The 25,649-nt window shown below is 71.4% G+C and carries 19 protein-coding genes; 3 read left to right on the top strand and 16 right to left on the bottom strand.

Features of this window, described 5'->3' with window-relative positions; genetic code table 11:
* Window positions 1–35: 35 nt before the first annotated feature.
* The 5 genes from BLW78_RS21670 to BLW78_RS21650 form a co-directional block, all read right to left on the bottom strand.
* Window positions 36–1,670, bottom strand: a complete 1,635-nt coding sequence (locus BLW78_RS21670) for an MFS transporter (RefSeq protein WP_020092885.1) — start codon at window positions 1,668–1,670, stop codon at window positions 36–38.
* Between the two features lie 294 nt (window positions 1,671–1,964).
* Window positions 1,965–3,647 carry a cation acetate symporter gene (locus BLW78_RS21665; RefSeq protein ID WP_091682016.1) on the bottom strand — a complete coding sequence of 561 codons (1,683 nt, stop codon included), beginning with the start codon at window positions 3,645–3,647 and terminating at the stop codon, window positions 1,965–1,967.
* Window positions 3,644–4,015: a DUF485 domain-containing protein gene (locus tag BLW78_RS21660; RefSeq protein ID WP_020092883.1), complete on the bottom strand. Its 372-nt coding sequence runs from the start codon at window positions 4,013–4,015 to the stop codon at window positions 3,644–3,646. Before BLW78_RS21660 ends, BLW78_RS21665 begins: the two co-directional genes overlap by 4 nt.
* Before the next feature lie 135 nt (window positions 4,016–4,150).
* Window positions 4,151–6,097 carry an acetate--CoA ligase gene (acs, locus tag BLW78_RS21655; RefSeq protein ID WP_020092882.1) on the bottom strand — a complete coding sequence of 649 codons (1,947 nt, stop codon included), beginning with the start codon at window positions 6,095–6,097 and terminating at the stop codon, window positions 4,151–4,153.
* Window positions 6,098–6,363: 266 nt separating this feature from the next.
* Window positions 6,364–8,946 (bottom strand): PAS domain-containing protein, encoded by a 2,583-nt coding sequence (locus tag BLW78_RS21650; RefSeq protein WP_244527010.1) that lies wholly within the window; start codon window positions 8,944–8,946, stop codon window positions 6,364–6,366.
* A 259-nt stretch (window positions 8,947–9,205) separates the two neighbouring features.
* Here BLW78_RS21650 and BLW78_RS21645 point away from each other — a divergent pair, with 259 nt between their 5' ends.
* Together BLW78_RS21645 and BLW78_RS21640 are read left to right on the top strand one after the other, a co-directional pair.
* Window positions 9,206–9,694, top strand: coding sequence for a phasin (locus BLW78_RS21645; RefSeq protein ID WP_012322487.1), 489 nt, complete (start codon window positions 9,206–9,208; stop codon window positions 9,692–9,694).
* 130 nt (window positions 9,695–9,824) lie between these two features.
* Window positions 9,825–10,160 carry a hypothetical protein gene (locus BLW78_RS21640; protein ID WP_020092880.1) on the top strand — a complete coding sequence of 112 codons (336 nt, stop codon included), beginning with the start codon at window positions 9,825–9,827 and terminating at the stop codon, window positions 10,158–10,160.
* A 111-nt stretch (window positions 10,161–10,271) separates the two neighbouring features.
* Here the strand turns inward: BLW78_RS21640 and BLW78_RS21635 are convergent, their stop codons facing one another.
* The 5 genes from BLW78_RS21635 to BLW78_RS21615 all read right to left on the bottom strand — a co-directional run bounded on the left by BLW78_RS21635 (window position 10,272) and on the right by BLW78_RS21615 (window position 14,846).
* Window positions 10,272–10,919, bottom strand: coding sequence for a L,D-transpeptidase (locus BLW78_RS21635; RefSeq protein WP_091682012.1), 648 nt, complete (start codon window positions 10,917–10,919; stop codon window positions 10,272–10,274).
* 147 nt (window positions 10,920–11,066) lie between these two features.
* Window positions 11,067–11,885, bottom strand: coding sequence for a transglutaminase-like domain-containing protein (locus BLW78_RS21630; RefSeq protein WP_091682010.1), 819 nt, complete (start codon window positions 11,883–11,885; stop codon window positions 11,067–11,069).
* A gap of 75 nt (window positions 11,886–11,960) precedes the next feature.
* On the bottom strand, window positions 11,961–12,890 hold the full coding sequence (locus BLW78_RS21625; RefSeq protein ID WP_091682008.1) for a transglutaminase family protein: 930 nt from the start codon (window positions 12,888–12,890) through the stop codon (window positions 11,961–11,963).
* Between the two features lie 72 nt (window positions 12,891–12,962).
* Window positions 12,963–13,559, bottom strand: coding sequence for a NepR family anti-sigma factor (locus BLW78_RS21620; protein WP_082558049.1), 597 nt, complete (start codon window positions 13,557–13,559; stop codon window positions 12,963–12,965).
* 120 nt (window positions 13,560–13,679) lie between these two features.
* Window positions 13,680–14,846: a transglycosylase SLT domain-containing protein gene (locus BLW78_RS21615; protein ID WP_056531990.1), complete on the bottom strand. Its 1,167-nt coding sequence runs from the start codon at window positions 14,844–14,846 to the stop codon at window positions 13,680–13,682.
* A 229-nt stretch (window positions 14,847–15,075) separates the two neighbouring features.
* Between BLW78_RS21615 and alaS the strand changes: the two genes are divergently transcribed.
* A complete protein-coding gene (gene alaS, locus BLW78_RS21610) occupies window positions 15,076–17,754 on the top strand; it encodes an alanine--tRNA ligase (RefSeq protein WP_091682007.1) in 2,679 nt (892 codons plus the stop codon).
* A gap of 170 nt (window positions 17,755–17,924) precedes the next feature.
* Here alaS and BLW78_RS21605 read toward each other — a convergent pair whose 3' ends face one another.
* From BLW78_RS21605 to mdeB, 6 genes are all read right to left on the bottom strand, one after another.
* Window positions 17,925–18,194, bottom strand: coding sequence for a hypothetical protein (locus BLW78_RS21605; RefSeq protein WP_012322495.1), 270 nt, complete (start codon window positions 18,192–18,194; stop codon window positions 17,925–17,927).
* A gap of 104 nt (window positions 18,195–18,298) precedes the next feature.
* Complete coding sequence (locus BLW78_RS21600; protein WP_020092873.1) at window positions 18,299–18,709, bottom strand: DUF2147 domain-containing protein; 411 nt, start codon at window positions 18,707–18,709, stop codon at window positions 18,299–18,301.
* Between the two features lie 34 nt (window positions 18,710–18,743).
* A complete protein-coding gene (locus BLW78_RS21595) occupies window positions 18,744–19,352 on the bottom strand; it encodes a hypothetical protein (protein WP_056531996.1) in 609 nt (202 codons plus the stop codon).
* 319 nt (window positions 19,353–19,671) lie between these two features.
* Complete coding sequence (gene lpdA / locus BLW78_RS21590; RefSeq protein ID WP_091682049.1) at window positions 19,672–21,402, bottom strand: dihydrolipoyl dehydrogenase; 1,731 nt, start codon at window positions 21,400–21,402, stop codon at window positions 19,672–19,674.
* Window positions 21,403–21,410: 8 nt separating this feature from the next.
* A complete protein-coding gene (locus BLW78_RS21585) occupies window positions 21,411–22,787 on the bottom strand; it encodes a 2-oxo acid dehydrogenase subunit E2 (RefSeq protein ID WP_091682005.1) in 1,377 nt (458 codons plus the stop codon).
* A 76-nt stretch (window positions 22,788–22,863) separates the two neighbouring features.
* Window positions 22,864–25,548 (bottom strand): alpha-ketoglutarate dehydrogenase, encoded by a 2,685-nt coding sequence (mdeB, locus tag BLW78_RS21580; protein WP_091682047.1) that lies wholly within the window; start codon window positions 25,546–25,548, stop codon window positions 22,864–22,866.
* Window positions 25,549–25,649 lie beyond the last annotated feature (101 nt).

Here is a 25,649-nt window from a genome sequence, read left to right as displayed (position 1 = left end):
ACGCGCCCGACCTCGGTCCGGCCGGCTCGCGCCGATCAGGTGTCGGCGAAGATGTCGCGATCCTTGGTCTCCGGCACGAAGAACACGCCGATGATCACTGTCGCGACCGCGATGACGATCGGGTACCAGAGGCCGAAATAGATGTCGCCGGTCTGGGCCACCATGGCGAAGGCGGTCGCCGGCAGGAGGCCGCCGAACCAGCCGTTGCCGATATGGTAGGGCAGCGACATCGAGGTGTAGCGGATCCGGGTCGGGAACAGCTCCACCAGCATGGCGGCGATCGGGCCGTAGACCATCGTGACGAAGAGCACGAGGATGAACAGCAGGCCGATTACCTGCGCGACCTGCGGCCGGAAGATGTCGAACGGGTTCGACATCTTGACGATCTCGGGGTCGCCGGCCTTCGGGTAGCCCGCGGCCTGCAGCGCGGCGGTCGTGGCCTTGTTGGCCTCGACGTTGCCGCCCTGCGGGTACGGGATCTCGGTGTCGTTGACCCGGATCGTGGTGGGCTGGCCGGCCGCGCCGGGGGCGGTCGAGTAGCGCACCGACGACTTGGACAGGAAGTCGCGGGCGAGGTCGCAGGGCTGGGTGAACACCCGGGTCCCGACCGGGTTGAACAGGGTTCCGCAGGCGGCCGGATCGGCCGTCACCGTCACCTTCACGTTCTCGATCGCCGCCTCGAGCTTCGGGTTGGCCGTCGAGGTGATCCCCTTGAAGATCGGGAAGAACGTCGCCGCCGCGATCGCGCAGCCCGCCAGGATGATGACCTTGCGGCCGATCTTGTCGGACAGCCAGCCGAAGACCACGAAGAAGCCGGTGCCGAAGAGCAGCGACCACGCGATCAGCAGGTTGGCCGTGTAGCCGTCGACCTTCAGGATCGATTGCAGGAAGAACAGCGCGTAGAACTGGCCCGTGTACCAGACCACGCCCTGGCCGGCGACGAGCCCGAACAGGGCGATGATCGCGAATTTCGCGTTCCGCCACTGGCCGAACGCCTCGGTGAGCGGCGCCTTGGAGGTCTTGCCCTCCTCCTTCATCTTCTGGAAGGCCGGCGATTCGGAGAGCTGGAGGCGGATCCAGACCGAGATGCCGAGCAGCAGCACCGAGACCAGGAACGGGATGCGCCAGCCCCACTCGGCGAAGGCGGCCTCACCGGTGATGGTCCGGGTCGCCAGGATCACCATCAGCGACAGGAACAGGCCCAGGGTCGCGGTCGTCTGGATCCAGCTCGTGTAGAAGCCGCGCCGGCCGTTCGGGGCGTGCTCGGCCACGTAGGTCGCCGCGCCGCCGTACTCGCCGCCGAGGGCGAGGCCCTGGGCGAGGCGCAGGACGATCAGGATGATCGGGGCCGCGATGCCGATGGTCGCCGCGTTGGGCAGGATGCCGACGATGAAGGTCGACAGACCCATGATCAGGATCGTGACGAGGAAGGTGTACTTGCGGCCGACGAGGTCGCCGACGCGGCCGAACACGAGGGCGCCGAACGGGCGGACGATGAAGCCGGCCGCGAAGGCCAGCAGGGCGAAGATGTCGCGCGTGGCCGGCGGGTAGGCCGAGAAGAATTGCGCGCCGATGATCGCCGCCAGAGAGCCGTAGAGATAGAAATCGTACCACTCGAACACGGTGCCGAGCGAGGACGCGAAGATCACCCGCTTCTCGGCCGACGTCATCGGCCTCGCGGCGTCCCCTGTCCGCGCACTCGCGGTTGCCACAGCCATGAAACAGGTCCTCCCAGACGCATTTGGGCGGCCCGCGACACGGATCGCCCGCTCACCGGCCCGATTCCCGGGCGGTTCTGCGCACGGCGCAGATCACCTATGCGTTATCGCACCGATCGGAGCGGTCAACCGGTAAAGCGATCGTGAAGACCCCCATCAACATGGGCGCGTACGCAGTTGTCACCGGAACGACGAAGGGCGCGGCTCGCGCCGCGCCCTCCGCCCGTTCGACGCTTCGGAAGGCCGTCAGTGCGCGTGCGCGCCGGCCGCCCCGATGCCCGTCTCGGAGCGCACGTACTGCGCCTCGAAGGCGGCCCGCTCGCGCTGGGCCCGGCGGGACTTGTCCATGAGGGAGACGATCCAGATCGTCGCGAAGGCCAGCGGCATCGAGAACAGCGCCGGGTTGTCGTAGGGAAAGAGCGGGGCGGGATTGCCCAGCGTGGTCACCCACACGGCCTTCGACAGAACCACCATGATGACCGCCGCGAGCAGGCCGACGAGGCCGCCGGCGAGCGCGCCCCAGGTGGTGGTGCCGCGCCACAGGATCGACATGGCCAGCACCGGGAAGTTGCAGCTCGCCGCCACCGCGAAGGCGAGGCCGACCATGAAGGCGACGTTCTGGTTCTCGAACACGTAGCCGAGGTAGATCGCCACGATCCCGATCACCACGGCCGAGATCTTCGACAGGTTGACCTCGTGCTTCTCGGTGGTGCGCCCGCGGGCGATCACCTGGGCGTAGAGGTCGTGGCTGATCGCCGAGGCCCCGGCGAGCGTGAGCCCGGCGACGACCGCGAGGATCGTCGCGAAGGCCACCGCGGAGATGAAGCCGAGGAAGTACGGCCCGCCCACCGCGTTGGCGAGGTTCACCGCCACCATGTTGGTGCCGCCGATCATGTCCTTCAGCTTGTCGAAGGCGCCGGCCGGACCGAGCTTGAAGTAGACCGGGTCCGACATCAGCAGCGCGATGCCGCCGAAGCCGATGATGAAGGTCAGGATATAGAAGTAGCCGATCAGGCCGGTGGCGTAGAACACCGACTTGCGGGCGGCCTGGGCGTCCGAGACCGTGAAGAACCGCATGAGGATGTGCGGCAGACCGGCGGTGCCGAACATCAGGCCGACGCCGAGCGAGATCGCCTCGACCGGGTTCGACACCAGACCGCCCGGCGCCATGATCGCGTCGCCCTTCGGGTGGACCTGAACGGCGCTGGCGAACAGCGATTCCGGGTTGAAGCCGTACTTGTACAGAACCGCGCCGGCCATGAAGGTCGCGCCGCCGAGCAGCAGGCAGGCCTTGATCACCTGCACCCAGGTGGTCGCCTTCATGCCGCCGAAGGCGACGTAGACGATCATCAGGACGCCGACGATGATCACCGCGTAGAGGTAGGGCAGGCCGAACAGGAGCTGGATCAGCTTCCCCGCGCCGACCATCTGGGCGATCAGGTAGAAGGCGACCACCACCAGGGTGCCCACCGCCGAGATGATGCGGATGGCGGTCTGGTCGAGGCGGAAGCTCGCCACGTCGGCGAAGGTGAACTTGCCGAGGTTGCGCAGGCGCTCGGCGATCAGGAACAGCACGATCGGCCAGCCGACCAGGAAGCCCGTCGAGTAGATCAGCCCGTCGAAGCCCGAGGTGTAGACGAGGCCGGAGATGCCGAGGAACGAGGCCGCCGACATGTAGTCGCCGGCGATCGCGAGCGAGTTCGTCCCGGCCGAGATGCCGCCGCCCGCCGCGTAGAAGTCGGCGGCCGACTTGGTGCCCTTGGCGGCCTTGTAGGTGATGCCGAGCGTCAGCAGCACGAAGAACAGGAACATCAGGATGGCCGGCCAGTTCGTGGCCGATTGCGCGACGGCACCGAGATCCGGGCCGGCCGCGTAGGCGGCGCTCGCGACGATGGTGGCGAGCGTCAGGCCGAGGAGGAGGCGGTTCATCGGGCCACGCTCCGCTTCAGGGCTTCGCTCAGCGCGTCGAAGCGCGTGTTGGCCCGGGCGACGTAGACCCCCGTGAGCGCGAAGGCGAACAGGATCACGAACACGCCCGCGAACAGGCCGAGGGAGGCGGTGCCGCCGACCTTCACGGCGAGGAGCGACTTGTCGAAGGCGATCAGGCCGATGAAGCCGAAATAGACGACCAGCATCAGGATCGTCAGGATCCAGGCGAAGCGGGTGCGCTCGTGAACGAGCTGCTGGAACTCGGGTGTCCGGGCGATCCGCTCGACCTGCGGATCGGCGGCGGTCTCGCGTGGGCGTGGTCCCGGGGGCGCCGCGCGCCCTCGGGTGTTCAGTGTCGTGCCGCTCATGGGTGTTCCTCCCGCGAGGGCCTGCTCTGGCCCCCCGGTTCTTCGCGTTGAGACTCGTGGTTCTTGTTGGGAGCGGGCGCCGCCCCGGCACCCGCCCCGGTCCGAACCCGCGCCGCCGGGGCGGCGCGGGTACGATCAGCCCCGGTTCTGCCGGTTCTCGATCAGGTCGTCGACGACGGCCGGCTCGGCGAGCGTCGAGGTGTCGCCGAGCGAGCTGAAATCGTCCTCGGCGATCTTGCGCAGGATCCGGCGCATGATCTTGCCCGAGCGAGTCTTGGGCAGGCCGGGCGCGAACTGGATCAGGTCCGGCGAGGCGATCGGCCCGATATCCTTGCGGACCCAGGTCACGAGCTCCTTGCGCAGGGCGTCGTCGCCCTCCTCGCCGTCGTTCAGGGTCACGTAGGCGTAGATGCCCTGGCCCTTCACGTTGTGCGGGTAGCCCACCACCGCGGCCTCGGCCACCTTCGGGTGGGCGACCAGGGACGACTCGACCTCGGCGGTGCCCATCCGGTGGCCCGAGACGTTGATGACGTCGTCGACCCGGCCGGTGATCCAGTAGTAGCCGTCCGCATCGCGGCGGGCGCCGTCGCCGGTGAAGTACTTGCCCGGGTAGGTCGAGAAGTAGGTCTGCTCGAAGCGCTCATGGTCGCCGTAGACCGTGCGCATCTGGCCCGGCCAGGAATCGGCGATGCAGAGATTGCCCTCGCAGGCTCCCTCCAGGACCTTGCCCTCGGCGTCGACCATCTCGGGCTTCACGCCGAAGAACGGCCGGGTCGCCGAGCCCGGCTTCAGGGCGGTGGCACCCGGCAGCGGGGTGATCAGGATGCCGCCGGTCTCGGTCTGCCACCACGTGTCGACGATCGAGCAGCGCTGGTCGCCGACGACGTTGTAGTACCACTCCCAGGCTTCCGGGTTGATCGGCTCGCCCACGGAGCCCAGCACGCGGAGCGATTGCCGCGAGGTCTTCTTCACCGGCCCCTCGCCGCCGCCCATCAGCGAGCGGATCGCGGTCGGCGCCGTGTAGAAGATGTTGACCTTGTGCTTGTCGACCACTTCCCAGAACCGGGAGGTCGACGGGTAGGTCGGGATGCCCTCGAACATCAGCGTCGTGGCGCCGTTCGCGAGCGGCCCGTACACGATGTAGCTGTGGCCCGTGACCCAGCCGACATCGGCGGTGCACCAGTACACGTCGCCTTCGCGGTAATCGAAGACGTACTCGTGCGTCATCGACGCGTAGACGAGGTAACCGCCGGTGGTGTGCACCACGCCCTTCGGCTGCCCGGTCGAGCCGGAGGTGTAGAGGATGAAGAGCGGGTGCTCGGCCTCCACCGCCACGGCGGGGCACTCGTCCGTCACCTGCTCGGCGGCCTCGTCGTAGTAGACGTCCCGGCCCGCCTCCATGGCGACGCTGCCGCCGGTGCGGCGCACGACGATCACGTGGTCGACGAGGTCGGTCCCGAGGCGCTTGATCGCCTCGTCGACATTGGCCTTCAGCGGCACCTTGCGGCCGCCGCGCAGGCCCTCGTCGGCAGTGATCACCACCTTGGAGCCGCAGCCCTGGATGCGCGAGGCGAGGGAATCCGGCGAGAAGCCGCCGAACACGATGGCGTGGATCGCCCCGAGCCGCGCGCAGGCGAGCATCGCGTAGGCGGCTTCCGGGACCATCGGCATGTAGAGCGTGACGCGGTCGCCCTTGCCGACGCCGCGGTTGCGCAGGACGTTGGCCATCCGGCAGACCTGCGCGTGCAGCTCGCGGTAGGTGATGTGCTTGGATTCGTCGGGGTTGTCGCCTTCCCAGATGATCGCGGTCTGGTCGCCGCGGGTCTCGAGATGGCGATCGATACAGTTATGGGCGACGTTGGTCTTGCCGTCCTCGAACCACTTGATCGAGACCTTGCCGGGCTCGAAGCTGGTGTTCTTCACCGTCGAGAACGGCTTCATCCAGTCGATGCGTTTGCCGTGCTCGGCCCAGAACGCGTTGGGATCGGCGACCGAAGCCGCGTACATCTCCCGGTACTTGGCATCGTCCACGTGCGCACCCTCGCGCCACGCGGATTGAACCTCGATCACCTTGCCTACCATGGCGTCCCATCCCTGTTTTGGCGCCCGATCGTATCGCGGTCTCCGCCGCGCAGCCAGGACTTCCAAAGTAACGTAGCCGCCAATCTACGAGGACGATATCATCGCAGTTTGGCGCGCTCCTGCGCAGCTCAATTCCCGTGAATAGATTGGGCGCAATGTAAGGGCTGATTGGGGCTTCGATGCTGCGCTGTCAAGCGCGCGCGCCCGAGCCCGCTGTCACCGGCGGCCCTCTGTTTCCGCCACGCGGGGGTGGGGGGCGCTCACCCCTAGCCGTTGGCCGCCCGCCGCGCGGGCATGATGATCTCCACGAGCGTGCCGTCTTCCGGTCGGGCGGAGAGCTGCAGGCGCCCGCCATTGGCCTCCACGAGCGCCCGCGGCAGCGCCAGCCCGTCCTCGACATCGCCCTGCGGCGCTGCCGCCCGCGGCGCGTGGCCGGCGCCGGTCTCGCGCACCCGCACGGCGATCCCCGCCCGCTCGGCGGACCCGGTGGACACGATGATCTGGCTGCCGGCCGTGGAGCGTCGGATCGCGTTCTCGATCACCAAGCTGGCGGCGCGGCTGACCGAGCGCTCGTCGGCCTCCAGGTCGCCGATATCGGTCGAGAAGCTCGTCCGCATCACGATGCGCCCCCGCGCCGCCTCCCCCTGGAGCTGGGCGACACAGCTCGCCACGACGTCGTTGAGATCGAGGGCGCGCGGCTCCAGGTGGAGCGCGCCGGCCTCGACGGCGGCGAGGTCCAGGAGCTTCCCGACGCGCTCCAGCATCGCCTCGCCCGAGGCCTTGATCTCGGCGAGGCAGCCCCGGTAGCGCGCGTCCCCGAGGGGGCCGAACGGTTCCTTCAGCATCGCGCCGGCCAGGTCGACGATCCCGGACACGGGCTCGCGGACGGCGCAGCCGAGCCGGTCGACGGCATCGGCGCGGCCCGGCGCGGGCTCCGGGCCGCCCTCCGCGCTCCGCGCGAGGGCCTCGTCCTCGGCTCGGGCAATCTGGGCCACGCGCCGGCCCGCCGCCGCCGCCACGGTCAACGACATCGGAGCGCCGTCGATGCGCACGATCCGCCGCCCCGGGGCGGTGCCTCTCAGGGCATCGGCGACCGTCAGGACGCTCTCCCGGTCGAAGAGCGTGACGAAGCTGCTGCCGACGATCTCGCGCGGATCGCAGCCGAACAGGCCGGCCGCCGCGCGGTTCAGCGCGACGATGCGCCCGGCCCCGTCGACCGTGACGACGCCCGTCTCCAGCGCGTCCAGAGTCGCCTCGGCGCTGGCCGTCCGCTCGGTCTCAGCGGCGCGGGCGAGGCGCTCGGCCGTGAGGGCGTCGGCGACGTCGGCGTCCTCGACCGGGCGCACGACCAGGCACGTCGCGGTCGCGCCCGACCAGGGGAGGGCGCCGGCCCCGATTTCGACGGGACGGGCGCCGCCGTCGGCCGTCGCGACGGTCGTCCGGCGCGCGGACGGGTCGGCCGTCTCCGCCGGGGGGAGGCCGGGCAGCAATCCCGGGAGACCGAGGCGCGCGAGGCTCGGCAGGTCGGGATGGCCGGTCAGATCGAGGAAGGCGCGGTTCGCCGCGACGATCGCTCCGTCGCGATGGACCAGCACCGGCACCGGCAATCCGCCGAGGAGATCGGATTCGGGGGACGGCGGCGCGTCGGCGACCGGCTCGGCCTCCGCCGTCCCGGTCTCGACATCGGGATCCGCGGCGGTCGCGCCGGTCTCCGCCGGACCGGCCTGCGGCGCCGGGAACGGCATCACCGCGCCACCCGCGGTCCGGGGCGCCCCCGATCCGGCCTCGTCACCGGCGTAGCGGGCGCCCAGCGCGCGGGCGATCTCGCGGAACGCGGCGTGCTCGTCGTTCGACAGCGGCGCGGCGACGGGATCCGCGTCGACCGCGACAGGAATCGCGACAGGGATCGCGGCGTCGCCGGTCCCGGCCGGGCCAGCAGCGGGCTTGGCAACCTCGGACGTTGCCGGCTCCGGCGTCGCGGAGGGCACGGGCTCGGGAACGCGCTCGGGCATGGGCTCCGGGGTCGGCTCCGGCGTCGCGACCGGTCTCGGGCTGCCGGCCGGGGCGCTGCGGATCAGGCCGAAGCCGCCGAAGCCCGAGAAGGCCGCGTCGCCCCGCCCGAGCGGGGCTCCGGACAGGTCGACCCGGAACGCCCCGGTGCCGGCATCGAGGACCGCCGGTTCCCCGCGGAAGGTGCGCCGGTCGCGCAGGGCCGCCAGCACGGCGTCGGCGCCGGAGAGGCGCCCGCTCTCGGCCAGATCCTGCCAGCGCTGCCCGACCAGCCCGGCGAGCGCCTCCGGGCCTGTGAGGGTCGTCAGGACACCCGCGGCATCGAGGCGCCAGAGGAAGCGGTCGTCGCGCCGGAGCGGCGTCGCCGGAGGCGATTGCGACTCCGCGGTAAGCGCGCGCGCCGCCACCGGATGCCCGGGGGACGCCTCGACCGACGGATCGAGCGGGCGGATCGGACGCGCGCGGCCAGCCGCCACCGGCGCGGTCGGCACGACGAGGATCGCGGGCCGGCCGTCGGCCTGCGCGCCGCGCGCCAGCCAGCACAGGACCGGCGGCGCGATCCGGCGGACATCGAGGCGCAGGCGCGCGAGGCGGGGCGCGGCGTCGCCCGCCACCGCGGTCGCGATCTGCCGGGTCAGGTCGGCGAGGGACGGGCCGTCCAGAACCGCGGCGAGACCCGCCGCCGCTTCGGACGCGGACAGGATCCGGGCCTCCGACGGATCGATCACGAGATGCACGGCGTCGCGCGCGCCCAGAGCGGCCGCCAGCGCGGGCAGGCGCTCCCAGGTCGCGAAGGCAGTCCCCAGCCCGGGCGGGGCTGCAGCGGCCGTCGGTGTCACTGTCGTCTCCAAAGCCCGCGACCTCGAACCCTAACGCGATCCTGACACTCAACGGTCCCGCTTTGCCCGAGAAACGCGCGCGACCGTAGCCCTATTGTAAACTCCCCCGCGCCGCGGCGCTGGACTCTCGGCGCAACCGTCACACGTTTACGTTATGTCAACCTTAACGCCATGAGCGCGGGTGGCATATGGCGGCGAATCAGTTATTGTGCACCGCACAAAGCGCCATCCACAGGCCAATGAAGAGAGGAGACGACGTATGAGCAACCCCCCGAACTACGAAGTTCCGGCCGAGATGCGCGACTTCGCCGAGAAGAGCGTCGAGCAGGCCCGCAAGGCGTTCGACAGCTTCATCGGCGCGGCTCGCCGCACCGCCGACACCGTGCAGGGCTCGGCCGAGCTGGCGCGCTCCAACGCGCTGGACGCGTCCTCGCGCGGCTTCGAGTATGCCGAGCAGAACGTGAACGCGGCCTTCGACCTCGCCCAGAAGCTCGTCCGCTCCAGGGACATGCAGGAGGCGATGCAGCACCAGGCCGAGTTCGTCCGCAGCCAGTTTGCCGCCATCCAGGCCCAGGCGAAGGAGTTCAGCGGCCTCGCGCAGAGCGCGATGCAGCAGGGCGCCGAGCGCGCCAAGTCGGCGATGCAGCAGGGTGCCGACGAGGCCCGCAAGGCCATGGAGCAGGGCCAGGACGCCGCGAAGCAGACGGCCCAGAACGCCCAGGACGCCGCCGAGCGCGCGTCGCACTGACGCTCGCACCGACGAACGGGGCCGCGGCCCGCTCCCGATCCGGGGGGCGGGCCGTCTCGTTTTCGCCGGTATTGCCGCCGAGAGCCGCCGGGCGGACGCGTTGGGTCCGCGCCGAGTGAAGGGTTCAGGGATGCGCCTCACTGTTTCCGGCCGATCCGGCCTGCGTGGACCTCTCCGTCTGGCGGTCGCCGCCCTGGCGCTCGCCGCCGTCGCTCCGAGCAGCGCGGCCTTCGCCCAGTACTACGACGATCCGGGCTACGACGGCGGTTACCGGCCGGTCCCGCGCCGGGCGCAGCGCGCCCCGGTCGGCTACAATTGCGACGCCGTCCAGCAGGGAATCACCGGCCCGAAGCCGTATTCCTGCCCGCTGCCGGGGCCGCGGCCCCTCGGCGTGCGCTGCTTCTGCGACATGCCGATCGCGTCGTTCAGCCCGCCGCAGACGGCCGTCGGCCGCGTCGTTCCCTGAGGCGCAGCCCCGCGCAGGCGACCGCACACGCGACGGGCCGCGCCCCCGGGTGGGATGACGCGGCCCGTGCGGCACAGGCGGGCTAGGGGCGCGGGTGATCCCGCGCCGCGCTCAGTTCAGGACGACGACCTTGGCGCCGACCTTCACGCGCTCGTACAGGTCGGTGACGTCGTCGTTGGTCATCCGGATGCAGCCCGACGAGACCGCCTGACCGATCGTGTCCGGCTCGTTGGAGCCGTGGATACGGTACTCGGTGCTGCCGATATACATGGCCCGGGCGCCGAGGGGGTTCTCGATGCCGCCCGCCATGTAGCGCGGCAGGTCGGGACGACGGGCGATCATGGCCTTCGGGGGCGTCCACGACGGCCACTCGCGCTTGGCGGTGATCTTGTTGGTGCCGCTCCAGCTGAAGCCCGGACGGCCGACGCCGACGCCGTAGCGGATCGCCTCACCGTTGCCGAGCACGTAGTACAGGCGCCGCTCGGCGGTGGAGACCACGATCGTGCCGGGCGCGTAGGGCGCGTTGAACGCGACGATCTCGCGGGGGATCGGCTGGACCTGCGCCTGCGGCGCGGCCTGCACGCCCTGGCCGTAGCCCGGGGCGTAAGTGCCCTGGTAACCGTACTGTCCCTGATCGGAGTAGTACTCGTCGGCATTATCCGTGCCGAAGGGATCGTACGACGAAGCGGCGAGGACGGGCGTGGCGGCAAGAACAGACACGCCGAGGAGCGCGGCGAGTGCGGTGACCGTGGTCTTCATGAGTGGCCTACCTGTGCAATAACCTTTGCCATTACAAGCGTGAGCATAGGCTAGCAGTTCCATACTTCCGCCCGGAATTTGCTGTCCGGCGGAATACGCAGGCCGGCTTGGCCGTGCGGTGCGCGATATCACGAACGCGTGCGCGGCTCAGGGGCCCTCGTCCGTGTGGACGTCGAAGCGCGCGAGGTGGGCGTAGCCGAAGTTCGTCGAGATGGCGCAGTCGGTGGCGTCGCGGCCGCGGGCCATGACGATGCGGCCGATGCGGGGCCGGTTGTGGCGGGCGTCGAACGTGTACCAGCGCGGCCCCTCTGGGCCCGCGAGGAAGACCTCGAACCACGCGGAGAAGTCCATCGGCGCCGGATCCTTCGGCACGCCGATATCGCCGAGGTATCCGGTGGCGTAGCGCGCCGGGATGTTCATGCACCGGCACAGGGTGATCGCCAGGTGCGCGAAGTCGCGGCACACGCCCTCGCGCTGCATGAAGGCGTCGTGCGCGCTCCGGGTCGCGTCGGCGCGCTGATAGTCGAAGCGGATCCGCTCGTGCGTGTAGTCGACGATCGCCTGGACGCGGGCCCAGCCCTCCGGCGTGCCGCCGAACAGGGACCACGCGGTCTGCGAGAGCTTGTCGGTGTCGCAGTAGCGCGAGCCCAGGAGGAAGATCAGGACGTCGTCGGGCAGGTCCTGGACCGGGATCTGCCGGGCGTCCGGCACGACCGGATCGGGCTCGCCCGAATCCTCGACCGTGAAGTCGGCCGCGATGGTCAGCTGACCGGGCGGCGCGACGATGCGGTGGCAGATGTTGTCGAAGCCATCCCGGTACGTCCGCGCCTCGAGCGGCGGATCGAACCCTATCGCGTGCGGGGTCAGCACGTCGTCGATCCGCGAGGGATGGACGCTCAGCATCAGGATCATCGGTGTCGGCTGCGACAGCGTGAAAGCGATATCGAAACCGGTCCTGATCTTCATCGGGGCCACCTTGCTCTGTCGCCGTCCGCGCGGAGTCGCCACGCACGCTCGTTCCGAGTCCGGGTGCGCGCGAACTCAACGCGCCAGGGACGTCTCCGGCCCCTGCACGGTTCGGGCCGCCGGCCCGTCGGCGGGCAGTTCCACCACGTCGACGTCGACGCGCATGCCGAGATCGTCGCTGGCGAGGCCGAAGAATGAGCCGTGCAGCGGCACGGCCTGCGCCGGATCGCGGGTCACCGCCACGCGGATCAGGTCGCGGTTGCCCACGATGCCGTTGGTCGGGTCGAACTCGACCCAGCCGGCGCCCGGCAGGTAGACCTGCAGCCAGGCGTGGGTGGAGCCGCCGCCGACGTGACGCGCCCGGTCGTTGCGCGGGTTGTAGAGGTATCCGGAGACGAAGCGGGCGGCCATGCCGAGCGCCCGGACGCCCTCCATCATCAGCACCGCGAAGTCCCGGCACGAGCCGAGCTTCGTGCGCAGGGTCGTGAGCGGGTCCTGCACGCCCTTCTCGGAGCGGGCGAGGTAGGTGAAGTTCGCCCGCACGCTGCGCGTCATCGCGGCCAGCAGCTCCTGCGTCGGGATACGGCCCTGCGGCGGCAGGAAGCTCCGCGCCCAGGCATCGACCTCGTGCCGCGGGTCCGGCCATTGCCGCTCGATGGAGCGGGTGAGGTCCGGCATGTCCTCCGCCCCGTAGCCGAACGGGTAGTGGGTCGCGTGCGGCGCCAGGGGGAAGACCGGCGCGTGCTCCGGGGTGTGGTCGAGGGTGATGCCGCAGTCGAAGGTCAGGGTCTCGGCGCGGGTGTCGAAGGTCGCGACCGCCACGCAGTTGCCGAACACGTCGAACAGCCAGCGCAGGGTGGCCGGCTCCGGGGCGATGTCGAGGGTCGCCGCGATCAGCCGCTGATCGTAGCTGTCGCGCGGCCGGAACATGATCCGGTGCTCGCCGAAGGCGACCGGACGCCGGTACCGGTAGAGCGTGCGGTGGCGGACGGAGAGGATCGGCAAGTCGCAGGCTCCGGGCTCGCGCCGACGCGGTCACCGGCGATGCAAGGGCCGGGCCCGGCCGCGCGGAACGCCTCAGACCACCGGCGGGGCCGGGTCGGCGGCGGCGCGCTCGGCCTCGACCAGCACGTCGAGGGGGCGCCACGGCTTGGCGATGAAGACGGCCTCGGCCGGCAGCTCGGGGCGGGGAATGCCGTGGCCCGAGGTGATCACCAGACGGGCCCGGGGCCACAGGGTCGCCACCGCACGGGCGAGCTGGAGGCCGTCCATCTCGCCGGCCAGCCGGACGTCGGCGAAGACGAGGGCGACGTCGCCCCCGCGCGCCTGGAGGACCGACAGGGCGGCCTCGGCGCTGTCGCACCCGACCACGTCGAGTTCGGTTTCCTCCAAGAGGGTCTCGGCGAGCGCGCGAATCTCGGGATCGTCCTCCACGACGAGCGCGAGACGCGGCGGACCGGCCTCGGCCGCCACGACGCTCGGCGCGCCCGGGGCGGCCTCGTCGCCCTCGTTCTGCCGCACGCGGCGGACCAGGGCCGCGAGGTGTTCGGGCACACCCTCGGTGACCAGATCATCGTAGAACGACGCCAGTTTCTGACCGATCTGATCGAGCGGAATACCCGGTGACAGCGTATCGGTGAGCGGCAGGGGTGCGCTCGTCTGGTGCTTTTTCAAGGACTCCCCCCGAAGTCGACTTCCGCGCCGCCCGAGGATGCGGCGCTCGAAGGAGGAAAGTCGGCAATCCGCCGCTGGTTGCGCCGGGCGTTCGGAATCACGCCCGGCGTCACAGAGCCGTTACTGCGTGGCGAGCCCGGCGTCGGCGTCGGCATACGCCATGATTCCAGAGACTTGGCGGACGTTCTGGTAGCGCGTCCCGCGGGTGCTCATCATCGCCTCGAACTTCTCGTGCACCTGCGCGACCGACAGGCTCAGGGGCTTGCGGTGGCGGCCGCGCCCGACGAAGCGCCCGGCGGCGAAGAAGATCGAGCGGTTGGCCCGGGCCGGCCCCGGGAGCAGGGCCGCCGCGGCGGCGGCCGGCTTGTTCACGACGTTGGCGAGGAACTCCTCGGCGTCGTCCGGTCCGAGGAAGTGGGCGAGGTAGACCTCGCCGAGGGTCAGCTCGCGGCCGATGCGCAGGGCGATGCGGGCCGCGTCGCGCTTCAGCATCTCGCCGGCCATCAGCGCCGAGAGGTACGGGTCGCGGCGCAGTTCCAGCACCCGGGCGCGCTCCGCCGGATCGGTGATCACCGGCCGGTCGTTGGCGTCGGAGGTGATCAGCGCCGCGTCCTTCTCCAGCCCGTACTTGGCGCCGAAGTCGCGAACCACGCCGAGCCAGGTCCGCTCGATGAACTGGTAGAGGCCCGTCGCCGAGGAGGTCTTGGCCTGGACCGCCGTGACGAAGCTCGATTCCTTGTCGGCTACCGCCATCAGCAGCACCGGATCGGTCTGGACCGCCTGGGCCGCCCGGACGATCGTCTGCACGAGGTGGCGCCGGATCTTCATCGGACCGAACTCGAGGATGTCGTTCGGGTCGCCGACGGCGCTCTCGGAGAGCAGGAAGTCGTACGACACGCGGTCGACCGTGTTGGAGCCGAGCTCGGTGTCGAGGTCGTGCACAGGGGCGAAGCTCGCGGCGGCGCGCAGCGGCGTTTGCTCCAGCGGGGTGCTGAGGGCGACGGTGTGGATGCGCGGGCGCGGCATCGGGAGTTCGGTGGCGGCCTCCGCGACCGACACGGCCGGCGACAGGCCGACCTTGGCGAGGTCCACGCCCGACCCGATCAGCGCGGCGCTGAGGCCGCCGGCGATCATCGAGACGGTGAGCAGCGAGCGGAACAGCGCGGGGCGGCTGCCATGGGCACGGCCCAGCATGGGCTGTGCGGCGATCACGTCGGCGCGGCCCGAGCCGAAATGGCCCTGCTTGCCGGTGATGGTCCTCGGCGATCCGACCGTGCGGCCCTGCATCGTTATCCCGACTCTCCACACGCCACCGTGGCGCTACGGACTCACCATCGCTTGACAGATGTGGCGACAACACGGCCGCGCTTGTGGCCGAGTTGCGGCGTCCCGTGGAGATTTCGGGGCAGGCCGCCCGTGACTCGCGCGACATCCCTCCTTAAGAGGGCGCCATGCGGGCGCCGGGCGGATGACGCGCGGCCGCCCTTTCCCGTCCGTACTGCCAGAGTCAGCCCCGATGAGCGGCGTCAACGAGATCCGGTCGACCTTCCTCGACTACTTCGCCAAGGCGGGCCACGAGGTCGTGCCGTCCTCGAGCCTCGTGCCGAAGAACGACCCGACGCTAATGTTCACGAACGCCGGCATGGTGCAGTTCAAGAACGTCTTCACCGGGATGGAGAAGCGCGCCTACGACCGGGCGACGACGGCGCAGAAATGCGTGCGGGCCGGCGGCAAGCACAACGACCTCGACAATGTCGGGTACACCGCGCGCCACCACACGTTCTTCGAGATGCTCGGCAACTTCTCGTTCGGCGACTACTTCAAGGACCGCGCGATCGAGCTGGCCTGGACGCTGATCACCAAGGAGTTCGGCCTCAAGCCCGACAAGCTCCTCGTCACCGTCTACGCCGACGACGACGAGGCCGCAGGCCTGTGGAAGAAGATCGCCGGCTTCTCCGACGACAAGATCATCCGGATCGGGACCTCCGACAATTTCTGGCAGATGGGCGATACCGGCCCCTGCGGCCCCTGCTCGGAGATCTTCATCGACCAGGGCCCGGCGCTGCAGGGCGGCCCGCCCGGCTCGCCGGACGAGGACGGCGACCGCTTCCTCGAGTTCTGGAACCTCGTGTTCATGCAGTACGAGCAGCTGGAGCCGGGCGTCCGGAACCCGCTGCCGCGGCCGTCGATCGACACGGGCATGGGCTTGGAGCGCATGGCGGCGATCCTCCAGGGCGTCCACTCGAACTACGACACCGACCTGTTCCGCGCCCTGATCGACGCCGTGGCCCACGCGGTCTCGCGGGCGCCGGAGGCGGCCACGATGGCGTCCTACCGGGTGATCGCCGACCACCTGCGGGCGGCCTCCTTCCTAGTGGCCGACGGCGTGCTGCCGGGCAACGAGGGCCGCGGCTACGTGCTGCGCCGGATCATGCGCCGCGCCATGCGCCACGCCGAGATCCTGGGGGCCCGCGAGCCCACCATGTTCCGCCTCGTGCCGACCCTCGTGCGCGAGATGGGCCAGGCCTACCCGGAGCTGATGCGGGCCGAGAGCCTGATCGCCGAGACCCTGAAGCTGGAGGAGACTCGCTTCCGCCGCACCCTCGAGCGGGGCTTGTCGATCCTCGACGCCGAGAGCCGCGACCTGCGGGAGGGCGACAAGCTCTCCGGCGAGACCGCCTTCACCCTCTACGACACCTACGGCTTCCCCCTCGACCTGACGCAGGACGCGCTTAAGGCCCGCGGCATCGGCGTGGACACCGACGCCTTCGCGGCCGCGATGCAGCGCCAGAAGCAGGCGGCCCGCGAGGCCTGGAAAGGCTCGGGCGAGGCGGCGACCGAGACGGTGTGGTTCGGACTGCGCGAGCGCGTCGGCGCCACCGAATTCCTGGGCTACGAGACCGAGACCGCCGAGGGCATCGTGACCGCGCTCCTGCGCGACGGCGCCGAGGTGAAGGCCCTCGAGGCTGGTCAGACCGGCCTCGTCCTCGTCAACCAGACGCCGTTCTACGGGGAGTCGGGCGGCCAGGTCGGCGATACCGGCCTGATCCTGGCGCCGGGCGTGCGGGCGCGGGTGACCGACACCCAGAAGAAGCTCGGCGACGTGTTCGTCCATCACGTCACCGTGGAGGAGGGGTCGGTGAGCCTCGACCAGCCGGTCGAGCTGAAGGTCGACAACGCCCGCCGCAGGGCGATCCGGGCCAACCACTCGGCCACCCACCTGCTCCACGAGGCCCTGCGGCAGGTGCTGGGCGACCACGTCGCCCAGAAGGGCTCGCTGGTCAGCCCCGACCGGCTGCGCTTCGACATCAGCCACCCGAAGCCGATCGAGGCCGACGAGCTCGGCCGCGTCGAGGACATCGCCAACGCGGTGCTGCTGCAGAACGCGCCCGTCGTCACGAAGCTGATGGCCGTGGACGACGCGATCGCGTCGGGCGCCCGCGCGCTGTTCGGCGAGAAGTACGGCGACGAGGTGCGGGTGGTCTCGATGGGGCTGCCGGTCGACGGCGACGCCGCGCAACCGCGCGCCAAGAACTTCTCCGTGGAGCTCTGCGGCGGCACTCACGCCGCGCGCACCGGCGATATCGGGGCGATCACCATCGTGGCCGAGAGCGCGGTGGGCGCGGGCGTGCGCCGGATCGAGGCGCTGACCGCCGACGCGGCGCGCCGTCACCGGGCCGAGGAGGCCCGGACGCTGGCGGCGCTCGCCGGCATCCTCAAGGCGCCGGTCTCGGAGGCGCCCGACCGCCTGACCGCGCTGATGGAGGACCGGCGCCGCCTGGAGCGCGAACTGGCCGAGACCCGTCGCAAGCTCGCCATGGGCGGCGAGGGTGGCCCGGGCTCGGGCGCGCAGCAGACCGAGATCGGCGGGGTGGCCTTCCGCCGCTCCGTCATCGAAGGGCTCGACATGCGCGACCTCAAGCCGATCGTCGACGAGGAGAAGAAGCGCCTGGGCTCCGGCATCGTGGCGGTGGTCGGCGTCGGACCGGACGGCAAGGCCGGGCTGGTGGTCGGCGTCACCGACGACCTGACCGCGCGCTACGACGCGGTCGGGCTGGTCCGGGCAGGGGCCGGGGCGCTCGGCGGGAAGGGCGGCGGCGGCCGCCGCGACATGGCGCAGGCCGGCGGCCCGAACGGGGCCGGGGCCGAGGCCGCCCTCGACGCCGTCGCGCAGGCCCTTACCGAGGCCGCCTGAGGCACGACGCGCCGTGGAAGGGCCGCACCCGTCACGGGTGCGGCCCGATCGTCCTCCGCGAGACCGGCGCGGCCGGCTTGAGAGTGCCCCGCGTCCGTTCCGGTCCCGGGCGAACATCGCGGCCCCCTCGCGGGTCCTGCGCCGCTCGGGTTACCGGGGATCAGGCGAGATCACCGGCTGCCGCCGCCGCCACCGCCCTGCGGCGCGACCCGCGACGGCTGGTTGGCATTGCCCGCCGCCGCCGAGTTGTTGGAGATCGTGTCGGCCGGCCGGCCGGTGGGCGAGTAGCTCACGGCGGCTTCGTTCCCGGTGGCGTCGATCTGTTGGCTCACCACGCCCGGCGCGCCGGGAGCGGGCGCGACGGGCCGGGCCTCGACCTGGGCGCTGGCCGGCGCGACGGTGGCGAGGGCGAGAAGGGCGGCGAGACATGTCCGGGTCATGAGAATCCTTGCTGGTTCCAGACCCAGGCAACCTCAGTCGCGCGCGATCGATCCCGCGTTGTTGCGACGCGGCACCGCCTCGCCCCGGCGCCCGCCGCGCGCGATCACTTCACGCGCGTCCAGGTCTGCCGCTTGCAGAACACGCTCATGACGCAGCCGGAGACCTCGAGCGAGTCGGGTCCCGTGAGCTTCAGCGAACCGGAATAGGTCTTGCCGTCGTTCGGGTTGTAGAGCGACCCCGAGAAGCCGCCGCCTTCGGGCTGTCGCGCGTCGAGGATCTGGACGCCGACGACGCTGCGGCCACGCAGGGCCGGATCCGGGTTCTTCGCGTCGAGCCCCTTCCCGGGTGCGCTGATGATCGTGCCGCAGAAGCCGCCGCCGCAGGGCGCGATGCGGACCTTCGAACTGCCGGTTTCCGTCAGCCATACGCCGGCCGGATCGGCCGCCAGGGCCGGCGCGCACGCCGCGCCCGTCGCGAGCAGGGCCAGAACCGCGCGACGAAACCTCGAACCCATACCTGTTCCTCCCAACCGAGAACGCGGCCGGGTTCTACCGCGATGCCTGCGGCAGCGCACCGCCCAGATACGTCTCGACGACCTCGCAGAACGGCTGCCCGGCCCCGGTCGACAACACGGCGTCGATCTCGAAGAGCGGATCGTCCGGTCCGGGCGCGGCGCTCCGGACCGGCGCGCGCACCTCGACGGTGCTGCGCACCGGGGCGAGGGGACGCACAACCCGGCCGAAGGGCGTGCGGGTGGTGTCCAGCGTCGCGTTCATCTCCGGCGTGAGCCGGGCCGGCACGTACCAGTTATCCGCCTCGGACAGGACGCGGTCCCCGCAGGCGAGGCGGACGCGGCGGTAGCGCACCGGCTCGTCCGGGCCGATCGCGAGACGGGCGCGCTGCGCGGCCGTCAGGGGCTTGTCGGCGACGGCCACGCGCTCCGCCACGAGGTGCGGGTCTCCGGCGAGCTTGTAGTCGGCACACCAGCTCTCGAGGGCGAAGGTCGCGCTGTGCGCCGCGAGGATACGGCTCCGCAGCGAGGCGATGAGCGCCTGCGGCCCGTCGGCGGCGGACGGCGTATCGGCCGGCTTCGGCGCCTCGGCGGCGTCGCGCGCCCAGCTCGGCGCCCCGGTCACCGCGCCCGAACCCAGCAGCACGGCGAGGACCAGGGGCGGTACCCGGAGCGCCGGTGCGGCCGTTGCGGGCCGCGGGGCCCCGCGCGCCGATCGATCCCGTGCCAGTAATTGCAAAATGCGGACGGCGTGGCGGAAAGACTTTCCGGTGTGCCACAGCATCTCGGATCATATCCTCTCAGCTGAACCACCAGATCTTCGCCACGTGCCGCCGCATCGAGGCCCGGCAGAACGCTCCGACCGGACGGCTTCCCGGCCGTGCCGGCGACGGGCGCCGAGATCTATACAAGACGCGGCGATCCGTCGAGCCGCCGGGCGGACGGGCCCGGCGCCGACGTCGTGTCTACCGACGGGCGACCGGCGGCAGGTCGGTGCAGAGGCCGAGCCCGGCCTCCGCCGCGAGACCGATCGTCTCGCCGAGGGTCGGGTGGGGGTGGATCGTCCGGCCGATATCGGTGGCGTCGGCGCCCATCTCGATCGCCAGCGCGACCTCGCCGATCATGTCGCCGGCGTTCGGGCCGACGATGGCGCCGCCGACGACGCGCTTGGCCTGCGCGTCGAACAGCAGCTTGGTCAGGCCGTAATCGGCGCCGTTGGCGATGGCCCGGCCCGAAGCGGCCCAGGGGAAGCGCGCCACCTCGACGGCCCGCCCGGCCGCCTTCGCGGCCGTCTCGGTGAGCCCGGCCCAGGCGATCTCCGGGTCGGTGTAGGCGACCGACGGGATCACGGCGGCGTCGAACCCGGCCTTGTGGCCGGCGGCCGCCTCGGCGGCGACGTGGCCCTGATGCACCGCCTTGTGGGCGAGCATCGGCTGGCCGACGCAATCCCCGATGGCGAAGATGTGCGGCACGTTCGTGCGCATCTGGGCGTCCACCGGCACGAAGCCGCCGTCCAGCGCCACGCCGGCCGCGTCGAGACCGAGCGTCGACCCGTTGGGCCGGCGGCCCGCGGCCTGGAGCACGAGGTCGTAGGTTCCGGGCTCGGCCTCCCCCGAGAAGGTCACGGCGATCCCGTCCGGTTTCGCCTCGGCTGAGACGACCTCGACCCCCGTCAGGACGCGGTCGAAACGGTGGGCGTTGCGCTTCGTCCAGACGCCGACGAGATCCCGGTCGACGCCCTCGAGCAGGCCGGGCAGGCGCTCGACCACGTCGACCCGCGCGCCGAGCGCGCTGTAGACCGTCGCCATCTCCAGGCCGATGATGCCGCCGCCGATCACCAGGAGCCGGCGCGGCACGGCGGGCAGTTCCAGCGCCCCGGTGGAATTCACGACCCGCGGATCGTCCGGGAGCATCGGCAGGGCCACCGGCGCCGAGCCCGCCGCCACGACGGCGCCCGTGAAGGTGACGTCCCGCGTGCCGCCGTCGTGCAGCGTCACCGAGACCGTGTCGGGCCCGGTGAAGCGGGCTGTCCCGCGGACCACCTCGACCTTGCGCTGGCGCGCCATCTGGGCGAGCCCGTCGGTGAGGCGGCGGACGGTGCCGGCCTTGAAGGTCCGCAGCTTCTCCAGATCCACCGTCGGCGCGCCGAAGCTGATCCCGTGCGCGGCCAGCCGGACGGCCTCCTCGGTGACCGCGGCCACGTGGAGCAGCGCCTTCGAGGGGATACAGCCCACGTTGAGGCAGACGCCGCCGAGGGTCGCGTGGCGCTCGACCAGGATGACCCGCTGCCCGAGATCGGCGGCCCGGAAGGCGGCCGAGTAGCCGCCCGGTCCTCCGCCGATCACCAGGAGATCGCAGCCCGCGCCGGACTGCGGCTTCGATGGCGCGGCGGGCGTGGGCGCGGGGGTCGGAGCCGAGGCCGGCGCAGGGGTCGGTTCGCCGCGCGCGTCGGTCGATTCGACCGCGAGGCGGGCGACGCGGGTGCCGGCCGACACCGTGTCGCCGAGGCCGACCAGCATCTCCACGAGGCGGCCCGCCGCGGGGGAGGGGATGTCCAGCGTCGCCTTGTCGGATTCGACCACCAGCAGGGTCTGGTCCTTGGCGACCGGCTGGCCGGGCGCCACCGGGATCTCGATGACGGGCACGTCGGCGTAGTCCCCGAGATCGGGGACGCGGATGTCGAGGGTCTCGGGCATGGCGGCGGTCACAGGAGGGCGCGGCGCAGGTCCGACAGGACCGAGGCCACGTGGCCGAGGAAGCGGGCGGCGGCGACGCCGTCCACGACGCGATGGTCCCAGGACAGGCTGAGCGGCAGGATCAGGCGCGGCTGGAAGGCCTTGCCGTCCCAGACCGCCTCGGTGCGCGAGCGCGCCGCGCCCAGGATCGCGACCTCGGGGGCGTTGATGATCGGGGTGAAGCCGTCGCCGCCGATGCCGCCGAGCGACGAGACCGAGAAGCAGCCGCCCTGCATTTCGGAACCCGGGAGGGTTCCGGCCCGGGCCTTCTCGGCCATCGCAGCCATCTCGGTGGCGATCTCGATGAGGCCCTTGCGGTCGCAGTCGCGCACCACCGGCACCATCAGGCCCTTCGGCGTGTCCACCGCGAAGCCGACATGGACGTAGTCCTTCAGGACGAGGTCGCTGCCCTCCAGGGAGGAATTGAAGCGCGGATAGGCGCGCAGCGCCGAGGCCGCCGCCTTGATCAGGAAGGCCACCATGGTGACCCGGGCGGGCGGCGTGCGCGTCTCCGTGTTGAGGCCGACCCGGAACGACTCGATCTCGGTGACGTCGGCCCGGTCGAAGTTGGTCACGTGCGGGATCGTCAGCCAGTTGCGGCTGAGATTGGCCCCAGAGAGGCTCTGGATGCGCGAGAGCGGCTCGCGCCGCACCGGCCCGTACTTGGCGAAGTCGACCTCCGGCCAGGGCGGCAGGCCGGCGCCGATGCCGGACGCGGCGGCGGGCGCCTGTGCCGGCGCGTTGAGGGCCGCCTTGACGAAGGCGTGCACGTCCTCGCGCAGGATCCGCCCCTTCGGCCCGGTGGCGGCGACGCGGTCGAGCCCGACGCCCAGCTCGCGGGCGAGCTGGCGGACGGACGGGCTGGCATGCACGTCGCCGCTCGTCGCCTGGATCGGGTCGGCCCGCATCGGCTCCGGCGAGGCGCGACCGGCTCCCTCTCCCGTGCGGGCGAGGGCTGGGGTGAGGGGGGTGCCGTCTCCGGACAACCCGGATCCCTCACCCTGTCCCTCTCCCGCACGGGAGCGGGGACCCGCGCCCTGCCCGGAAGCCGACGGCGCTGCGGCCGCGGCAGGCGGTGCCGCCGCGGTCTCGACCCCGCCGCCCTCGGCAGGCTCCACCGTCAGGATCGGCGTGCCCTCGGACACTTTCGTCCCCACCGACACCAGCAACTCGCGCACGATGCCGGCGACCGGGGAGGGGACCTCCATGGTGGCCTTGTCAGACTCGATGCTGAGGATCAGGTCGTCCACCGCGAGGCGGTCGCCGGGCTTCACCAGAAGCTCGATGACCGGCACGTCCCGGTAGTCGCCGATATCCGGGAGGGCGATCTGCAGCGCGGCGCTCATGCGGTCGGGTGTCCGTGGGTCGGGCGTTCGGAAAAGGGGTGGGGGCGGGCGGCGCCCCTCGACGGGGCGCCCGGCCTCAGATCGTCCAGGGCGCGGGCGCGTCGGCCGCGACGCCGTAGCGGCGGATCGCGTCCGCCACCGCGGCGCGCGGCACCGTGCCGGCCTCGGCCAGAGCGTGCAGGGCGGCGATGACCACGTGCTGCCGGTCGACCTCGAAGAACCGGCGGAGCGCGTTGCGGGTGTCGCTGCGCCCGAACCCGTCGGTGCCGAGGGCGACGAAGCGCGCGCCGACATAGGAGGCGATCAGCTGCGGGTAGGCCCGGACGTAGTCGCTCGCCGCGACGATGGGCGCCGTGCCCGGCAGCAGCGCCGCCACGTGGCTGACCGGCGCCTCGGCCTCCGGGTTGAGCATCGCCTGCCGCTCGGCCTCGCGGGCGTCGCGGGCCAGCTCGCTGAAGCTCGTCACGCTGAACACCTCGGCCGCGACGCCGAAATCCTGCGCGAGCATCGTCGCCGCTGCGATCACCTCCGGCAGGATCGCCCCGGAGCCCAGGAGCCGCACAGCGGCGCCCGTCCCTTGTCCGGCCTCCGGCCCCGACAGGCGGTACATGCCCTTCAGGATCCCGGCCTCCGCCCCCTGCGGCATGGACGGCTGGGCGTAGTTCTCGTTCATCGCCGTGAGGTAGTAGAAGGCGTCCTCGCCTTCCTCCATCATCGCCCGGGCGCCCCGGTCGACGATCACCGCCATCTCGTACGCGAAGGCCGGATCGTAGGCCCGGCAGTTCGGGATCGCGGCCGCCTGCATGTGGCTCGAACCGTCCTGGTGCTGCAGGCCCTCGCCGCCGAGCGTCGTGCGGCCCGCCGTGGCGCCGATCAGGAAGCCGCGGGCCCGCTGGTCGGCCGCCGCCCAGATCAGGTCGCCGACCCGCTGGAAGCCGAACATCGAGTAGTAGATGTAGAACGGCAGCATCGACAGGCCGTGGACGCTGTAGGACGTGGCCGCCGCCGTCCAGGACGAGATCGCCCCGGCCTCGGTGATGCCCTCCTCGAGGAGCTGCCCGTCCCGGGCCTCGCGGTAGTAGAGCATGGAGCCGGCATCCTCCGGCTCGTAGAGCTGCCCCTGCGGCGCGTAGATCCCGACCTGCCGGAACAGGTTGGCCATGCCGAAGGTCCGCGCCTCGTCGGCGACGATCGGCACGATGCGCGGCCCGAGATCCTTGTGCTTCAGGAGGTTGCCGAACAGGCGCACCACCGCGGTGGTGGTCGACATCTCCTTGCCGGCGGCCTCGAGGGCGAAGCCCGCGTAGGTGGAGAGCTCCGGAACTGGGACCGTCGGCGCCGTGCGGCGGCGGGCCGGCAGGACGCCGCCGAGCATCTCGCGCCGCTCGCGCAGGTAGCGCATCTCAGCGCCGTCCTCGGCCGGCTTGTAGAAGGCCAGGCCCTCCACCTGCGCGTCCGACAGCGGCAGGGCGAAGCGGTCGCGGAAGGCGCGCAGCGCGTCGACGTCGAGCTTCTTGGCCTGGTGGGCGGTCATGCGCGACTCGCCCGCACCGCCCATGCCGTAGCCCTTCTTGGTCTTGGCCAGGATCACCGTCGGCCGGCCCTTGGTGGCCTTGGCGGCCGCGAAGGCCGCGTAGAGCTTGCGGAAGTCGTGGCCGCCGCGCTTCAGCCGGTCGACGTCGGCGTCCGACATGTGGGCGACGAGCTCGCGCACCTCCGGGTCCTCGCCGAAGAAGTGCGCGAGGTTGTAGGCGCCGTCCTTGGCACCGAGCGTCTGGTACTTGCCGTCCACCGTGTCGGCGAAGCGGCGCAGCAGGGCGTGGTTGGTGTCGCGGGCGAAGATCCCGTCCCACTCCGAGCCCCACAGCACCTTGATGACGTTCCAGCCGGCGCCGCGGAACAGGCTCTCCAACTCCTGGATGATCTGGCCGTTGCCGCGCACCGGCCCGTCGAGCCGCTGCAGGTTGCAGTTGATGACAAAGGTCAGGTTGTCGAGATTCTCGCGCGCGGCGAGCGCCAGGCCGCCGATCGACTCGGGCTCGTCCATCTCGCCGTCGCCGAACACGCCCCAGACGTGCCGGCCGGTGGTGTCGGCGAGGCCCCGGTCGCCGAGGTAGCGCATGAACCGGGCCTGATAGACCGCGTGGATCGGGCCAATGCCCATGGAGCCGGTGGGGACCTGCCAGAAATCCGGCATCAGCCAGGGATGCGGGTAGGAGCAGAGCCCGTCGCCGGCGATCTCCTGGCGGAAGTGCTTCAGCTGCTCCTCGGACAGCCGGCCCTCGAGGAAGGCCCGCGCGTAGACGCCCGGCGCGGAGTGCGGCTGGAAATAGACGAGGTCGCCGTCCGTGCCGCCCTTGAAGAAGTGATTGAAGCCGACCTCGAACAGCTCCGCCGCCGAGGCGTAGCTCGCCACGTGGCCGCCGAGCTCGCCGTAGGCCATGTTGGCACGCACCACCATGGCCAGCGCGTTCCAGCGCATGATCGAGGTCAGGCGCTCCTCGATGTCGAGGTCGCCGGGGTAGCGCGGCTGCTTCTCCAGCGCGATCGTGTTCCGGTAGGGCGAGTAGGGCAGGGCCTCGTCGAGGATGCCGATCTCCTTCGAGCGCCGCTCCAGGCGATCGAGGATGAAGCGCGCCCGGGCCGCGCCCTCGGTGCGGAAGACGGATTCCAGCGCGGCGAGCCAGTCCTGGGTCTCGGCCGGATCGTGATCCACCTCGGCGGACCGCGCGATCGTGGCTTTCGGCGGTATGGCGTTCATCGGCGCGGCCTCCCTGGTCGGCGCGATCATACGAGGATCGCGGCGGCGGGACATGCCGGATATTTGCCGCGATGCCGGGGCTCGCGGATTGATATTCCCTG

Origin of the sequence: Methylobacterium sp. 275MFSha3.1 (assembly GCF_900108435.1) — a bacterium.
GTDB lineage: Bacteria > Pseudomonadota > Alphaproteobacteria > Rhizobiales > Beijerinckiaceae > Methylobacterium.
The sequence above is the reverse complement of the archived record's forward strand: the minus strand, read 5'-3'. Positions and strand labels throughout refer to the sequence as shown.

Bases quoted from the DNA above. Each gene is read 5' to 3' on its own strand.
- BLW78_RS21670 (WP_020092885.1), bottom strand. From the start codon at position 1,670: ATGACGTCGGCCGAGAAGCGGGTGATCTTCGCGTCCTCGCTCGGCACC.
- BLW78_RS21665 (WP_091682016.1), bottom strand. From the start codon at position 3,647: ATGAACCGCCTCCTCCTCGGCCTGACGCTCGCCACCATCGTCGCGAGC.
- BLW78_RS21660 (WP_020092883.1), bottom strand. From the start codon at position 4,015: ATGAGCGGCACGACACTGAACACCCGAGGGCGCGCGGCGCCCCCGGGA.
- acs (WP_020092882.1), bottom strand. From the start codon at position 6,097: ATGGTAGGCAAGGTGATCGAGGTTCAATCCGCGTGGCGCGAGGGTGCG.
- BLW78_RS21645 (WP_012322487.1), top strand. From the start codon at position 9,206: ATGAGCAACCCCCCGAACTACGAAGTTCCGGCCGAGATGCGCGACTTC.
- BLW78_RS21640 (WP_020092880.1), top strand. From the start codon at position 9,825: ATGCGCCTCACTGTTTCCGGCCGATCCGGCCTGCGTGGACCTCTCCGT.
- BLW78_RS21635 (WP_091682012.1), bottom strand. From the start codon at position 10,919: ATGAAGACCACGGTCACCGCACTCGCCGCGCTCCTCGGCGTGTCTGTT.
- BLW78_RS21630 (WP_091682010.1), bottom strand. From the start codon at position 11,885: ATGAAGATCAGGACCGGTTTCGATATCGCTTTCACGCTGTCGCAGCCG.
- BLW78_RS21615 (WP_056531990.1), bottom strand. From the start codon at position 14,846: ATGCAGGGCCGCACGGTCGGATCGCCGAGGACCATCACCGGCAAGCAG.
- alaS (WP_091682007.1), top strand. From the start codon at position 15,076: ATGAGCGGCGTCAACGAGATCCGGTCGACCTTCCTCGACTACTTCGCC.
- BLW78_RS21605 (WP_012322495.1), bottom strand. From the start codon at position 18,194: ATGACCCGGACATGTCTCGCCGCCCTTCTCGCCCTCGCCACCGTCGCG.
- BLW78_RS21600 (WP_020092873.1), bottom strand. From the start codon at position 18,709: ATGGGTTCGAGGTTTCGTCGCGCGGTTCTGGCCCTGCTCGCGACGGGC.
- lpdA (WP_091682049.1), bottom strand. From the start codon at position 21,402: ATGCCCGAGACCCTCGACATCCGCGTCCCCGATCTCGGGGACTACGCC.
- BLW78_RS21585 (WP_091682005.1), bottom strand. From the start codon at position 22,787: ATGAGCGCCGCGCTGCAGATCGCCCTCCCGGATATCGGCGACTACCGG.
- mdeB (WP_091682047.1), bottom strand. From the start codon at position 25,548: ATGAACGCCATACCGCCGAAAGCCACGATCGCGCGGTCCGCCGAGGTG.